At 64.0% G+C, this 14,236-nt stretch carries 13 protein-coding genes; 2 read left to right on the top strand and 11 right to left on the bottom strand.

The genetic code is table 11. The features are described 5' to 3' along the window. Positions 1-145 precede the first annotated feature (145 nt). From MSP7336_RS22525 to MSP7336_RS22475, 11 genes are all read right to left on the bottom strand, one after another. On the bottom strand, positions 146-1,099 hold the full coding sequence (locus tag MSP7336_RS22525) for an NADP-dependent oxidoreductase (protein ID WP_244917509.1): 954 nt from the start codon (positions 1,097-1,099) through the stop codon (positions 146-148). Continuing rightward, on the bottom strand, positions 1,092-2,522 hold the full coding sequence (locus MSP7336_RS22520) for a dihydrolipoyl dehydrogenase family protein (protein ID WP_069397919.1): 1,431 nt from the start codon (positions 2,520-2,522) through the stop codon (positions 1,092-1,094). The genes MSP7336_RS22525 and MSP7336_RS22520 overlap by 8 nt, the downstream gene beginning before the upstream one ends. After that, entirely contained in the window at positions 2,519-2,932 is a 414-nt protein-coding gene (locus MSP7336_RS22515; protein WP_069397953.1) for a hypothetical protein, read from the bottom strand. Before MSP7336_RS22515 ends, MSP7336_RS22520 begins: the two co-directional genes overlap by 4 nt. Positions 2,933-2,949: 17 nt before the next feature. Beyond that, entirely contained in the window at positions 2,950-3,384 is a 435-nt protein-coding gene (locus MSP7336_RS22510) for a cupin domain-containing protein (RefSeq protein WP_069397918.1), read from the bottom strand. 63 nt (positions 3,385-3,447) lie between these two features. Beyond that, the gene (locus tag MSP7336_RS22505) at positions 3,448-4,368 is read right to left on the bottom strand and encodes an NADP-dependent oxidoreductase (protein WP_113964655.1); all 921 of its coding nucleotides are present in this window, start codon (positions 4,366-4,368) and stop codon (positions 3,448-3,450) included. Next, on the bottom strand, positions 4,368-4,598 hold the full coding sequence (locus MSP7336_RS22500; protein WP_069397916.1) for a hypothetical protein: 231 nt from the start codon (positions 4,596-4,598) through the stop codon (positions 4,368-4,370). The genes MSP7336_RS22505 and MSP7336_RS22500 overlap by 1 nt, the downstream gene beginning before the upstream one ends. A gap of 94 nt (positions 4,599-4,692) precedes the next feature. Beyond that, positions 4,693-5,439 (bottom strand): SDR family oxidoreductase, encoded by a 747-nt coding sequence (locus MSP7336_RS22495; protein ID WP_069397915.1) that lies wholly within the window; start codon positions 5,437-5,439, stop codon positions 4,693-4,695. A 93-nt stretch (positions 5,440-5,532) separates the two neighbouring features. After that, positions 5,533-5,892, bottom strand: coding sequence for a hypothetical protein (locus MSP7336_RS22490; protein WP_142706845.1), 360 nt, complete (start codon positions 5,890-5,892; stop codon positions 5,533-5,535). Positions 5,893-5,918: 26 nt separating this feature from the next. Beyond that, positions 5,919-6,404, bottom strand: coding sequence for a phosphoenolpyruvate carboxylase (locus MSP7336_RS22485; protein ID WP_069397913.1), 486 nt, complete (start codon positions 6,402-6,404; stop codon positions 5,919-5,921). A 363-nt stretch (positions 6,405-6,767) separates the two neighbouring features. Next, positions 6,768-8,552, bottom strand: a complete 1,785-nt coding sequence (locus MSP7336_RS22480) for a sigma-54-dependent Fis family transcriptional regulator (RefSeq protein WP_069397711.1) — start codon at positions 8,550-8,552, stop codon at positions 6,768-6,770. A gap of 49 nt (positions 8,553-8,601) precedes the next feature. Then, positions 8,602-10,296, bottom strand: a complete 1,695-nt coding sequence (locus MSP7336_RS22475) for a sigma-54-dependent Fis family transcriptional regulator (protein WP_244917508.1) — start codon at positions 10,294-10,296, stop codon at positions 8,602-8,604. Between the two features lie 456 nt (positions 10,297-10,752). Here MSP7336_RS22475 and MSP7336_RS22470 point away from each other — a divergent pair, with 456 nt between their 5' ends. Beyond that, positions 10,753-10,965: a hypothetical protein gene (locus MSP7336_RS22470; protein ID WP_069397710.1), complete on the top strand. Its 213-nt coding sequence runs from the start codon at positions 10,753-10,755 to the stop codon at positions 10,963-10,965. A gap of 140 nt (positions 10,966-11,105) precedes the next feature. Then, entirely contained in the window at positions 11,106-14,174 is a 3,069-nt protein-coding gene (locus MSP7336_RS22465) for a helix-turn-helix transcriptional regulator (RefSeq protein ID WP_244917572.1), read from the top strand. Positions 14,175-14,236: the final 62 nt, after the last annotated feature.

The raw sequence follows: 14,236 nt of genomic DNA, 5'->3' as shown, positions 1-14,236 counted from the left end.
TACTGAGACTGCGCTCAGGCGGGGGAAGCTGTCATCACCCCAACCACCGATTCACCCGGGTGATTAACGCACCGCTATGAACGCAAGTGTGGACCGCTGAGGTTGTCGACCTTGCCCAGATAAGCGGCCAATCGGGTGGGCGACGTCACGGGATGTCATTTGTGACGACCACTCCGTTGGGCTCCTGGCCTGCGACGACCTGCGCGAGCGCGTGGCCGGCCTGATCCAGGCTGCAGGAACGCGGGGTCGGCATGCTCAACCAATGGGAGGCGAGAAGCGCGGTCAGGCGGTCAAGTTGAGTTCCGTCGGAACGGACGTAAACCGCGGTCGCGCTGATACCGCGAGTCGATGAAGGCAGGTCCGGGGTGATGGTGGCCAGTCGGCCGCCGTCGCCAAGCGCGGTCATCGCCGTAGCAGCACCCCCGGGGGCGGCGTTGGCGACGGCGTCAACAGAACCCTGTGCCAACGCCTTTGCGTGTTGTGGCCACATCCGATCCCGGTAGTCGATCACTTCGCGGGCGCCATACCGGCGGACTCGCTCGGCGCTGCGGGGGCCGGCGGTGGCGAGCACATCGACCCCGCGCAGGTTCGCCAGCTGGACGATGAGTCCGCCGGTGATTCCACCCGCGCCGTGAACCAGCAATGTTTCCCCACCGTGAAGTGCCAACGCTTCGCCGACTACCTGCTCGGCGGTCAACGCCGGCACCGGAAAGATCGCCGCGGTCTCCCACGAAATCCAGGGTGGTTTACGAGCGAGCGATCCGACGGGCGCAATCAGAAACGGCGCCCACGCGCCTTGGTCCCGCAGCGGCACAGGGTGGCACAGCACCTCATCGTCCACACTGAATCCGCTCGGGTGGGCGCCGACGGCCCTGACGACGCCGGCGGCTTCGACGCCGAGCGCCGTCGGCGGCCTCGTGCCAACGCCCCAGTCGCCGACCCGAACGATGTCGTCCCAGTTCCCAATTCCAGCGCCGCGGACCTCAATGAGGACCTCGTCTGGTGCCAACGGCCGCGGGTCGTCCACCTCGAGTGTCTCGACATCGCCGCCTAGGGCGCGCACCCCCGCCACAAGCATGGTCGCAGTCCCCTCACGCAATTTCGGATTCTTCGGCGAGCAGCGGGTCCCAGACCTGATTGACCGTTGGGTGTGGCGCGACAGCATGGCGTAGGAGAGTGGTGGGGACCTTCGCGAGGACGGCCAGGGTGGCTGCTTGGGCCAGTTCGGAGAACTGCGGGCCGACGAATGTCGCGCCGAGCAGTCTGTTGGTCGGGACCTCAATGACTAATTTCGCCCATCCATCGAAGCCGTCACGGTAAAGGGCGAGGAATGACACCGCATCGGGATAACGGGCGGTTCGCGTTCGCACCGTAAACCCTTCTGCGCGGGCCTGACTTTCCGTGCGCCCCACCCGGACTACTTGCGGCTCGGTGTAAATAACCTGCGCCAGATTGCCGGCATCCCGGGCTGCCAGCTCGTTCTCAGATAGATCTCGCCCGGCAGCTCGCGCAGCGATGATTTCCGCGACAAGACGCCCGTGGTAGGTGGAGATATGAGACAGTCGAGCACGCCCGGTGGTATCTCCCAGAGCGTAGAGCCAGCCGGCTTCGACGCCGACCGCCTGAAGATGGTCGTTCACAGAAATGGGCTCGCCGCACGACAGGCCAACGGTTTCCAGTCCGATGTCGTCGGTGTTGGTGCACCGTCCGGCGGCGAGCACGATCTCGTCTACCTCGATGGTCTGGTCGTGGAAAGTCGCGGTCACCGGCCCGCCTGCGGCGGGCCGGATTGCCGCCGACAACTCTGTCTCGAAGTGAATCTTGACACCTTTGCTCCGCAGCGATTGCGTGACCATCTCGCTGGCTTCGGGTTCGCAGTTTCGAAGCAGGGTCTTCGCGCGCACCAAAAGCGTTACCTCCGAGCCCAAACCGGCCAGGATGGTCGCGAACTCGACGCTGACCGGACCGGCACCCACCAACAGCGCGCGAAGTGGAACTTGGGTCATGGTCGTGAAGTCCCGATTGGTCCACGGGCGTGCTTGAGCCAACCCGGGTATCTCCGGTATGTATGGACGAGTGCCGGTCGCAACAACGACCGCGTGGCGTGCCATCAAGACAGTTTCGGTGTCATCGGCACAGGTCACTACCACCGTTCGTTCGCCGCTCAACCGACCGAACCCATGAAACACCGTTACACCGGCTTGTCGCAACGACGCGACTCGGTCTTGATCCGAGAGATACTCAATGATCGCGTCCCGTTTGGCGAAGACGCCGGCGACGTCCACCCTCTCACCTGAGATGGTCTCTCGCACACCAGGAACCGCTTTGGCGAGGTTGAACACCTCGATCGGACGAAGCAGTGTTTTGCTCGGGTTGCAGCCAAAGTAATGACACTCGCCACCGGCTAAACGATCCTCAACGAGCGCTACCGCGATGCCTAACGCCACAAGCTTTCGCACGGCAGCCACGCCGCCCACCCCGGCGCCCACGACGACCACATCGAAGTCTTTGCTTGCTTTCATGCGGTGTCAGTGCCCAGTATTGCGTAAGCGCCGGCCGCGCTTGCAGCGGAGAAGACACTGTAGCTAAGTGGTGATTCTATCCCGAGGGACACCGCCATCGCGGTTCCAAATATTATGAGCACCAAGGAAGCTGCCGCGCCAATGAGTTTTGGCCACCAGCCGGTTAGCAGCAAGACTCCCAGAGTTGTTTCGATGGCAGTGGCAGCCCATACGACGACGGTCAGCAACCATCCAGAAGCAAACGGAACAAGCTGGTGGGCATAGTCGGCGAAACGACTCATGTTCCCCCAGCTACCCTGCCCAAGCGGCTCCCACCAACCGAATCTGTCGGCAACAGCGGACAGGAAGGCCGCCGCGAGTGAGAATCGTAGTGCTGCACTGACAACCCGAACCGGATCGGGCTTGTGCATGTCCTTGACGCGCCAGCTCATCTCTCCGTGTTGTCGTCCGTGGTGAGCGGGTGGTCTCCGCTATCGACCAGGAATACTGCGAGCAATTCGGCGGGTTCGGTGCTGCTGGCATTTTCACTGATCGTGTGGTGCGCGCCGGGCGATTCACTCCACGTCTCACCGGCGTGATAGACACGTGCAGCCTCACCTTCGAGTTGGCTGCGGATCGCTCCGGAGATCACGTAGGCCATGATGAACGCCGATTTCGCGTGGTGGTGAGAGGCGCTTTTGCCTCCGGGCGGATAGCTGACGGTCACTGCTTCAAGTGATTTGCCTAGAAGGTTGGTAGGTTGATCGAAAACGGTTCGAACAACGGGGCTTTGACCTGATTCTTGCGGCGCCGGCTCGGCGTGAGCGGCGGGCACAAGTATCACAACAGCGATCAGTGCAGTGAGTAGTACTTTTCGGACCATCTGGCTGCCTTCCTTTCGACGTCGCTATACAGTGGGTAGTTGCCCACTGCATAGCGACAGCGGCTAGTCTTCGGATACGCGCAGGATCGTCTTGCCGGCGACGCGTTTTCCGGGGGCGAATGCGGCCGGGGCTTCGGCGAGTGGCAGCACGGCACCCACTACCGGCTTCAGGCGTCCGTCCCGCACCCGAGCGGCGAGGTTGGCAAGCTGGGTGCGATCAGCTTCGACAAGGAAGAAGATGGCGCGCCCATCACGCGGCTGCGTCTTCGGCGGCTCGGCGACGGTGACGAGCGTTCCACCAGACCGCACCATGGCCATCGAGCGTTCCATGATGTCTCCCCCGATCACGTCGAACACCACGTCGACTTCGCCCGCGTCCTCCAACTTTTCGGTCTCCAAGTCGAGGAAGGTGTGGACGCCGATCTCTTTGGCCAGGTCTTTGTCTGCGGTTCGCCCGGTACCGATGACGCGCGCGCCGACCTCGCGAGCGAGCTGCACCGCGGTCGACCCGACCCCACCCACGGCGCCGTGGATCAGAACCGTTTGGCCGGCGGCGAGGTGGGCGTGGTCGAACAGGCCCTGCCAGGCGGCCAAGCCGGAGATCGGCAGCGCCGCAGCCACCGTATGGTCGATGTCCATCGGCAGCGGTGCGAGATTACGGGCTTCCACTGCGGTGTACTCGGCCAGTGACCCGTTGCGGGCCCAGTCGGCGAGCCCGAACACTCGCTGACCGACGGTTAAAAGTGTGGTGCCGTAACCCAACTCAACCACCACTCCGGACAGCTCGTGGCCAGGCACGCTCGGTGTCCGGTTCCGGCCTCCGCGGTCGATCCAAGTGTGCGGCCAGTCAAGCTCCCCGCGTGTGAAACCCGCCGCGTGTACCTTCACGACGACGTCGTTGTCAGCAGCCTCGGGGTAAGGCAGCTCCGTCAGCGACAGGCCAGCGACACCGGCGTCACGATCTGAAACAGTGATGGCTTTCATTACAGGTCCTTCCTGATGTGGGTTCCCGCGGGCTGCGGTTCTAGGCTGACGAGCTCAAGGCCTAAATCGCGGACCCTGTCGAGGAGTCCGTAAAGCTGTGACTGGTCTCGGATTTCACCGGTGAACACGGTTTCGGTTGCGCCTGCCTCGAACCGCATCCCTTCCAATGCGGATCCCAGCCGCTCGGTGATTCGGCCTCGAATGCAGATCCGGTACATGGTCGGCTGCATCTACCCTCCGCTCGCCAGCTGCTGAGTCAGCATTCAACGACGCGGGGTGAGTCGTCATCACCCGGCGCGCCAATTCACCCGGGTGAGCGGGTGATCAGGAGTACGTGTCGATCCAGTCGGAGTATCGAGTGGAGAAGATCGTGGCGTTCTCATCGGGTGCGAGCGTCTGGTCGTCGATCACCGCGCCGAAGTATGGTGCCTGCGCGTCAGTCACGACCCGACGTTGATCACCAGTGGCAGCCAGACCCTTGCGGACAAAGTCGTCCATCCCCATCGCCTCGGGGCCGGCGATCTCCGCCACTCCGTTGATGGGAGGCGCGACAGCCACGTGGGCCACAGCGGTGGCGACATCGTCGGCGGCGATAGGACGGAACAACGCGTGGGGCAATCTAACGATGTCTCCGTCTGTCGCGGAATCAGCCAAGCCAACCGCGAATTCGTAGAACGGAGTTGCTCGCACGATCGAATAAGGGCGGCCCGAATCCCTGATCAGCTTTTCCTGAGCTGCTTTCGCGGTGTTGTAGCCGCTGTCCGGCATGTTGTCCGCGCCCACCACGGACAATGCGACGTGGTGTTTGACTCCCGCCTTTTGTTCAGCACAGAGAAGATTCGAGGTCGCGGTGGTGAAGAAGTGCATCACCGGTTCATCGTCGAACAGTGGCGAATCGGCAACGTCGACTAGGACATCCGCGCCGGCGACGGCGTCGGCGAGACCTTCACCGGTGAGCGCATTGACACCTGATCGGCGTGAAGCGGCGATCACGTCGTGTCCCTGCGCGCCGAGATTGGTCGCTACTTTGGAGCCGATGAGCCCACGTCCGCCAATGACTACGATCTTCATGGTGCACCTTCTCCTGTTGCGGCTCGTGTGTTACGCCGCGATTGAGTCAGGATTCACGACGGGGGATGAGTCGTCATCACCCGGCCAGGTAGTTCACCCGGGTGATACGCGGTTGATCAGGCTTTCCGCGGCGGGTGCGCTCATTTGAGAGCCGGCGCACGCCGCACATAAGCGCGCGTGCTGCCTGTCAACGAAGCTAGGTGATTCACATGCTTTTTCGCATGCGTCTCCGCATAACTGGCACTGTTGATCGGCGTTGGCCGCCTGCCGGTCACGGCGCTCCCAGACGGCCGCTCGTCCGCGCGCCATCGCCTTGCGACGTCGCTTGCCCGCGTACACGATCAGACCGGCCGCGATCAACGATCCGGCACAAATGCCGGCTGAAATACCGAATTCGATCAGCTGGCCATTGATTAACATAAGGACCGCGTAATCACCGGCGAGCACAGCCACGAACAAAGAGGCAATCCGCAACCGATTCACGGTGCCAGCCCCTCGGGCCCGATGAGGCGCACCGCGAAGACGCTGCGCAGATATTGAGTGGGACGCCCGCACGTGGTGCATGCCGGCGGGGTGCCGTATCGGGACGCCATTTCGCGCCGGTGGCTCACATACGCGGCCATCGCCGTCTGCACGGTGGCCAGGCATGCTTGGCAGAGTGTCTCGACGAGGTCGCCGTCTGGGCTCAGCCCCGTCTCGTCGCATTCGTCGACGGCGTGCACCTCGACGACCGCCATAGCCGGCGCACCGCAGCTGATGCCGGTCGATGCCCGCTGGGCACTGCAGGCGGGTTGCAGCGCCTGAAGCTGTTCCTCGATCGCCGGGACGGTGTCGATCGCGGCATCTGCGTTCCGATCCGCCGGACGCCGGGCGAAGGCGGCGGCATACCGGATTCGATGCAGCAGCCCCGGCGCTCGCGTGGCGCCGGAGCCGTTTTCAGCAGGTTTTAATTGGCGACGCTTCATCTGGGCTCTCCAATCTGTGGCGGTGGCGTTTCGAGGCGATCAACCAGCCCGCTCTTCCACCGTCATGCGACCCGGTGTTGCCTTATGCGGTCCCGAGCGCGGATCCGGCACCTGGTCAGCTCCACTGACCGTCCGCTCGCGATCCGCTAGCCAGCATTCATTGGCGTGGGATGAGTGGTCATCACCCGGCGAACTGGTTCACCCGGGTGACTTTCCTGGGGGTATTCGTGCACACAGGAGCAAGCGCAGCTGGACAGGGCCTGGCGGCCCCGGGCCGCGCGGAGGCTGCCGGCAACTATCGGGGCGTCGTGAGTCGCGATAATACTGTGGATCAATGCTTTTGGGATGAGAGCCCTAGAGGCGTTATGCGATGCCGTAGTCGTTTATCTTGCGGTAGATGGTCGCCCGCGACATTCCCAGTGCGCGTGCCGCCTCTTGCTTGTTGCCGCCGTTGTCTTGCAGGCTCCGGACAATCGCGTCGCGCTCCAGGGCTTCCATTTGAGTCAGCTTGCGCCGCGTGACTGCGCGGCACTCCGGTGGCAGCTTGTCGGCGCTGATAACGCCCGATCGTTGGCGGGCAACGGTTTCGGTCAGAACCCGCCGCAGCTGCGCAACGTTGCCCGGCCACGGCAGCCTGCTGAGTTGACGCATCGCGTCGGGCGCCAGCGCCACATCGGCTCCTCGGGTGATTTCACGCAGCAACAGCGGCACCAATTCTTCGAGGTCGTCAATCCTGTGTCGCAGCGCCGGCACGGTGACGGTATGAGTAAACAGCGGCAGCAGCTGCTTGATCGGTTTTGATGGAGCCGCGCAACTGCGAGTCAGCGCGATCCATCCCCGGCCTGCGCGGGTGGCCAGGATCGAGCTGATCGATTCGAGTGTGTCCTTGTCGATGTCATCGACGTCGGCGATCACCACTGCAAAGTCTTCATCGCCGGACGCAGCCGCCAGCTCGGCAACAAGACGCGCGGCGCTGGGAAATGTGTCGGCGCGCATGACCCGAACGGTCCGGCCCGGTTTCACATCCTGTCCGACCGCCTGCGCCAGTCGTGACCGGCCGGATCCTTTCTCTCCTTCCAGCACTACCCAGTCTCGGTCGTGGCAGTACTGGCGCACCTGATGGCAGCAGCGCAGCCAGGCCCTGTCATGACCCGCCAGGCCAGGGATTTGAGCGCGCGCCGGGTGGGCGATTTGCTGCGGCCCCGCGCTCGTCTCGGCGGAAAAGTCAACGTGGAAAACGACATTGGTCCGACCGGCACGCATCGTCAAGCGGTCGGCAGCAGTGATTTCGGCGATGCGCCCGCTTGGCAGAACAGCCAGCGCCGTGGCCGACGACGTGGAGCTGAGCAGATCCGAGGCGTGTTCGAGCAGCGCGGTCTGCTCGTTGCCGTCCAGCGCCCGGCGCAGGTAGGGGTTCATCAACACTACGTCGCCACCAATCGCGAGCACACCGCTCGAAGAGCGCCGTGTCTGTTCCAGATATGCCCCCAACAGCGCGGTCTCACCCTGATGAGCCACCAGCCGCATGCGATCCTCAATTTGGCGACCGGCGCTGGCAGCCAGCGCGAGTAACAGCGGATCGGATTCGTCGGCCAGACAACTCAGATTGACGGCGCCGATTACCCTGCGCGTTATAGGATCCCGGACTGGCGACCCCGCGCAGGCGAAACCGGTGAACATGGCGACGTAGTGCTCGCCGCCACGAATGAACGCAGGGCGCCCAGTCTCCAGCGCAGTGCCAATCCCGTTGGTGCCCGCCACCTCTTCAGCCAAGCTATAACCCGGTACGAGGCTCACCCTGTCCAACGCCTTGAGGATGGACACCTCCGGGGCCGTCCGTTCGACCACCACCCCGTCGGTTGATGTCAGGACAACGCTGACAGCTTGCGCAGCCAGATCATCGGTGACGCGCTGCAGCACCGGTGCGGCCGCGCGCGCCAACCGCGAGTCCATATTGGGTTCACGCACATACGGGAGCTCGACCCGGTCGGGGTGTATGCGCAGGACCTGCGACCGACGCCAGGAGTCCACCACACTGGGCTGCAAAATCTCACCATCGACTAAGCGCACCGCGTCAACGGACCCCACGGTCAGAAACTTTTCCCTGACCCGCTGAACCTCGGTCGTTCGGCCGGCCCGCGACCCCATCTTCCAGCTACCTCGACTCTGTCTCGCCGTCACAATACGGCCTGCCGGATCAGGCTATTCCGTAATCCCGCATCTTGCGATAGATGGTCGCGCGGGACATCCCCAAGGCTATCGCCGCCTGTAGCTTGTTGTTGTCGTTGTCTTCCAGGCTGCGGACAATGGCGTCTCGCTCAAGCGCCTCCATCTGGGTGAGTTTTCGTTTCGCAAGCGATCGACACTCGGGCGGCAGCTTGTCGGCGCCGATGATGCCTGAACGTTGTCGCGCAACGGTTTCCGCAACAACTCGCCGTAACTGTGCGACGTTACCCGGCCACGGCAGCTTACTGAGTTGACGCATCGCATCGGCGTCAAGGCGCACATCGGCGCCGGAGGTCAGCTCGTGTAGCAGAAACGGCACCAGTACCTCGATATCTTCAATCCGGTGCCGCAGCGCGGGCACTGTCACGGTGTGGGTAAACAACGGCAGCAGCAGCTGAACCGTCGGTGAAGGCGTCGACGAACTCATCGTCGCTGCGATCCATCCGCGACTCGCACGGGATTGCAACACCGGTACGACCGCTGCCAGCGTCTCCTCGTCGATGCAGTCGACGTCGGCAATCACCACGGCAAAGTCATCGCCATCGGTTTGGGTCACTATCTCGGCGACGAAAAGCGCTGGCGTCGCAAATGTTTCAGCCCGCAGTACCCGCACCGTCTTTATCGGGTGGGCGTGCTGTGCGACAGCCTGGGCCAGCTTGGCTCGTCCGGACCCCTTCTCGCCTTCCAGCAGTACCCAAACCCGGTCCTGGCAGCATCGCTCGACCTGCTCACAGCTGTGCCGCCATGAGCTGCTGCGCCCAACTACGCCAGGAATGTGCGACACGACCGAGTCGCGGGTCGAGATACGGTGCGTTGTTACCTGGGTCGACAGATGCACATGGAAAACGACGTTGATTCGCCCGCGGATCTCCGCATGGTCGACGACAGAAAGGTTGAGTGTCGTTCCGCTCGGCAGCACCGCCAGCGGATGTCGCATGGCCGTGGTGCTAATCAAATCCGAGGCGTGTTCGAGCAGTGCGATCTGGTCATTGGTGTCGAGCGTCTGGCGCAGGTAGCGGTTCATCAGCAACACGTCACCGCCGATTGCCAGCACACCGAATGGGAACCGTCGTGCCTCCTTGCGATACACCTCCAAAAGCGCGATCTCGCTGGCGTGGGCCGACTCTCTCAGCCTGTCTTCGATCTGGCTTCCCAGGCTCTTGACCAGCGGTAACAACACCGGATTCGAGCGACTGGCCCAGCAGGTGAGATCAACGACGCCGACGAGCCTCTGGGTTATGGGGTCGCGGATCGGCGCGCCCGCACAGGCAAGCTCGCTTAAGGGCCCGACGAAATGCTCGCCGCCACAAATGAACGCGGGCCGCCTGGTCTCGAGCGCGGTGCCGATCCCGTTGGTCCCGGCGAATTCCTCCGCGTAGCTGTAGCCGGGGGCGAGGCTCACCGAATCCAGTGCCTTCATGAAGGCCCTTTCGGAGGCTGAGCGCTCCATCACTACCCCGTCGGACGAGGTGAGGATGGCCGACATCGCGTCGATGGTGGCGTCTTGCGTGATCCCCTGTAGCACAGGCTCCGCGGCGTGAGCGAGTCGTGAGTCGCTATCCGGTTGCCGAACATAGGGCAGATCGAGGCGGTCGGGGTGGACCTGCATGGCCAGGGACCGGCGCCAGGAGTCCAGCACGGTTGGGGGCAAGGTGTCCGTCTCCAAGGATCCCTCGCACAAGAACCGTTCCCGCACTCGGCGAACGTCGGTTTGGATGTCGGCCCGGAAACTCATCGACGCGTGCACCTCGCTCCCGACCGCGCGGTGCAGCCGGCCCCCCGAATGCCAGCGTCCTCCGATTGAAACGCGCAATCCTGCTCAGATTGAGGCGTCCAGTATACGTCCGCGGCGGTGTCATGGGTCACGTCAGCTAATTGCACTCACGTGCATTGACCAGCGCGGAGGCGCCGCCTTGACTGGCAAGTCTGGCGGACGGCGACCACTGACTAGTCAGCATGCTGGTGCGCTGAACACCTGACGTTCAGTGGGTCAGCGGGTGTCTCACTTTGAGACGCGCATTCACCTCATGTTGAGACGCTCACCTTCCGCCCGCGGCGGTGTCATGGGTCATGTCAGCTAAATACACCGGCCACCCGGTGAACCAGCGAAAGGCGTGCAGAAATGACTACTTATCAGCTGACCGATCGCCTACACGGCCGTACCGTGCGCGTCCCAGCAGATCACATCGCAACGACCGTGGCCTCTTGGCTGGCCGAGTTGGGCGCCAGCAGTCCATTGGCAGAGGAGCTCGGCCAAGCGGTGCGCGATGGTGATTGGCCTGCAACACACGGCCTGGCCGACTATCTGTCGGTGGAAGTCCAGGTGGCAGCATGACGTCGGTCGGGGAGTCGAAGCGGCTTTACCCTGCTGAGCAGGCTCCGATGAGCGTTAAGCTGGCGGCTTCTGCCAGGTATGTTCCCTCGGATCATTTCCACACCCCGGGGCGGGTGAAGGTAGCGGGTTCATCGCAGCAAATGCTCGGGCGTGTGACGCATGCTGCGGCGCCCGCCCAGCGCGACAAGCCCCATCGCGAAGCGTCAGGGAGGGTGCGTTTACCGCCGATCCGTGGGCGTACGGGCGAGTTGCGGGCGATCGAAGCGTTGATCACGGCGGTCGCGCAGGGGCGCGCGGGCGTGCTGGTCATCGAGGGCCCGCCGGGCATCGGGAAAAGCCGCTTGTTGACTGAGGTTTCCGCGCTCGCCGAGAAGGCCGGCGTTCGGTCACTATTCGGCGAGGCGTTCGAGTATCAGCAGACGGTGCCGTTCTTCTCGCTGTTCATGGCGACCCTGCGCGCGGATCCTCCGGTCGGTGATGCGGAGGCTCTGCGCCACTTGGGTGCGTCGGCTGATCACCGCTACTGGGTGGTGCGCGATCTGCAATCCGCCATACAGGCGGCCGCGTTCCGAAAGCCCTTAGTGATCCTCCTCGAGGACATTCACTGGGCGGATAACGCAACCCTGCTCGCGCTGCGGTCACTGGCCGCGACACGGAGCGACGCACCGGTGCTGTGGGTGTTTACCGTGCGAACGGGCGCGGGCGGGCGGGCCGTTCGCGAGACGCTGACCGCGCTGGAACGCGAGGATGCCAGGTTTCTGCGGTTGACGGCCATGACAGCGAGCGCGATCGCCGACATTGTGCAAGACGCCGTGCGAGCCAACGCGGATGCGTCGCTGCTGAGCCTGGCCGAAAAGGCGCACGGCAACCCGTTTCTTTTGACTGAGTTGCTGCGAGGACTGGACGAGGACGGTCGGCTCGATGTCAGCGGCGGCCGCGCGGTCGCCACCGGAGACACCTTGCCGCGACGGCTCGGCGACACTATGCAGGAACGACTCGACCAGCTCTCCACTGCTGCGAGCCAAGTCGTGCGGGTGGCCGCAGCGCTGCCTGACCGGTTCTCGGCCCGGCTGCTCGCCGCAATGCTGGAACGCCCACCGACCGCCCTGATGTCGGCGGTAGAAGAGGCGGTCCGCGCCGATCTACTCATCGAAGACGGTGACCAGATGAGGTTTCGGCACGATCTGCTGCGCGAAGCGACGCGGCAGTCTTTGTCCCAGTCGCTGCGCCGGGCTATGGAGCGGCAATCGGCGACCATCATGCTGGACATGGGGGCAGCGCCCGAGGAGGTCGCAACCCAGCTCGCCCGCAGCGCCGAGGTGGGCGATCAGGTGGCGATCGCCGCACTCCGCGAAGCCGCGCGGTCAGTGGCCAATAGCGATCCGAGCGCTGCGTCGGATTTGAGCAAGCGCGCGTTGGAGCTCCTGTCGCCCCAAGACCCAAAACGTGGGCCAGTGATAACAGAAACGATCGTGCTGCTCAATCGGGCCACGCGCTACGAGGAGGCGCAACGGTTGGCCAGCAGCACCTTGTGTGCCGCGTTGGCGCCCGAAGAAGAGGCCAAGATTCGCCTCCGGCTCCCGACGGTAACCACAGAAACGACCACTCGACACATCGAGGAGAACCGCCGCGCACTGCAGTTGCCCAACCTCAGCGAGGTCACCCGGGCACGACATCTTGCATGGCTGGCGTACAACCTGGCGATGTATGGCCAACACGGACAGGACCGTACGGCAGCCAACGAGGCGGCGGCCGCTGCCGCATCCACCGGCGATCTGGAGTCGAGCATTCTGTCTGGAGTAGCGCTTGCCTGCCTGGACTGCGTAGACGGGAATGCGGACCGCGCTCTACACCGCATTGAGGAACTTCAATCCTTGACCCCTGCGGGCGATGTCACCTCTCATCACCTCGCGGCAATCCACCTGGCAAACCTGCTTGCCGTGGTCGGACGGTTGGACGATGCTGCAACGCTTGCCGCGGGCCGCACAGAAAAATCCCGGAAGGAACGCGATGGCATGGCGCTTCACATTTGGGCGCTGACTTCCGGGATGGTGCAGCTGGCTGCCGGTCGGTTGTCGGCTGCCCGTGTCAGCACCGAGTGGTTGCCGACGCCAGAGCGAACGGGATCGACCTTGGTCGACGCGATGCGCATGTTCACTCTGGCGGAGGTGGCGGCGCGCACCGACGACCGAACGTTGTTGCAAGAGATGGTGAGCGAGGCGCGCGAAGCGTACGCCGAGGGTTCACCTGCCGTACGTCGCGGGGCGGCGGGCGTGTTAGGGCTGGCAGCGTGGCAGCACGACGATGTTCATGAAGCGGCGCGCTGGCTTGGCGGCGACATCTCGCTCCTCGTGACGCCGCTTTTGCCGGCCGTCTTGGATCAGCTGACCTTGACCGCGCGAGTGGCGTCGGCCGCCGCTGATGCCGGCCTGCGAGCGCGTCTTCTGGACGACATTGACGTGCTCGAACGCGAGCGTCCCGGGATTGGGTTGTTCGCCACAGTCGCTCAGCACGCCCGCGGGATACTCGAGCGTGATGCCGGGGCATTGGTGTCTGCGGCGGAGTTGCTTGGCTCGTCGGGGCGGCCGCTTCTTTATGCCGGTGCTGCCGAGGACGCCGGCGGCGAGCTGGCTCGCGCACAGCGCAACGCTGAGGCGCTCGACCAGCTGAACGCGGCATTCGACACTTTCGTCGAGTGCGAAGCGATCGCCGATGCCCGCCGGGTCGCCCGCGCGCTGCGCCATCTAGGTGTGGAACGGCGCATCGTCACGCACTCGCGGGCAAAAACGGGNTTGCTTGGCTCGTCGGGGCGGCCGCTTCTTTATGCCGGTGCTGCCGAGGACGCCGGCGGCGAGCTGGCTCGCGCACAGCGCAACGCTGAGGCGCTCGACCAGCTGAACGCGGCATTCGACACTTTCGTCGAGTGCGAAGCGATCGCCGATGCCCGCCGGGTCGCCCGCGCGCTGCGCCATCTAGGTGTGGAACGGCGCATCGTCACGCACTCGCGGGCAAAAACGGGCTGGGACAGCGTGACCGATTCCGAGCTCAAGGTCGTCAACCTGATTGCCCAGGGCGCGACCAATCGTGAGGTCGCGACCGAACTGCACCTTTCCCCGCACACGGTCAAGACCCACGTCCACAATGCGTTTGCCAAACTGGGAATTACATCCCGCGCCCAGTTGGCGCAGCTCATGCGCGGTGGTGACTGACTGACAGCAAGTCGGTAGGTGACGTGGGCATGCCTACAATGACGTGCACTGCGGTGGCAGTC

Source organism: Mycobacterium shimoidei, from assembly GCF_900417275.1.
In the GTDB taxonomy this organism is placed as follows: Bacteria; Actinomycetota; Actinomycetes; order Mycobacteriales; family Mycobacteriaceae; genus Mycobacterium; species Mycobacterium shimoidei.
Note: the sequence above shows the minus strand (reverse complement) of the source record. Positions and strands in the feature narration are given on the sequence as shown.

Coding starts and splice junctions, on each gene's coding strand:
- MSP7336_RS22520 (WP_069397919.1), bottom strand. CDS start 2,522: ATGAAAGCAAGCAAAGACTTCGATGTGGTCGTCGTGGGCGCCGGGGTG.
- MSP7336_RS22515 (WP_069397953.1), bottom strand. CDS start 2,932: ATGCACAAGCCCGATCCGGTTCGGGTTGTCAGTGCAGCACTACGATTC.
- MSP7336_RS22510 (WP_069397918.1), bottom strand. CDS start 3,384: ATGGTCCGAAAAGTACTACTCACTGCACTGATCGCTGTTGTGATACTT.
- MSP7336_RS22505 (WP_113964655.1), bottom strand. CDS start 4,368: ATGAAAGCCATCACTGTTTCAGATCGTGACGCCGGTGTCGCTGGCCTG.
- MSP7336_RS22500 (WP_069397916.1), bottom strand. CDS start 4,598: ATGCAGCCGACCATGTACCGGATCTGCATTCGAGGCCGAATCACCGAG.
- MSP7336_RS22495 (WP_069397915.1), bottom strand. CDS start 5,439: ATGAAGATCGTAGTCATTGGCGGACGTGGGCTCATCGGCTCCAAAGTA.
- MSP7336_RS22485 (WP_069397913.1), bottom strand. CDS start 6,404: ATGAAGCGTCGCCAATTAAAACCTGCTGAAAACGGCTCCGGCGCCACG.
- MSP7336_RS22480 (WP_069397711.1), bottom strand. CDS start 8,552: ATGGGGTCGCGGGCCGGCCGAACGACCGAGGTTCAGCGGGTCAGGGAA.
- MSP7336_RS22470 (WP_069397710.1), top strand. CDS start 10,753: ATGACTACTTATCAGCTGACCGATCGCCTACACGGCCGTACCGTGCGC.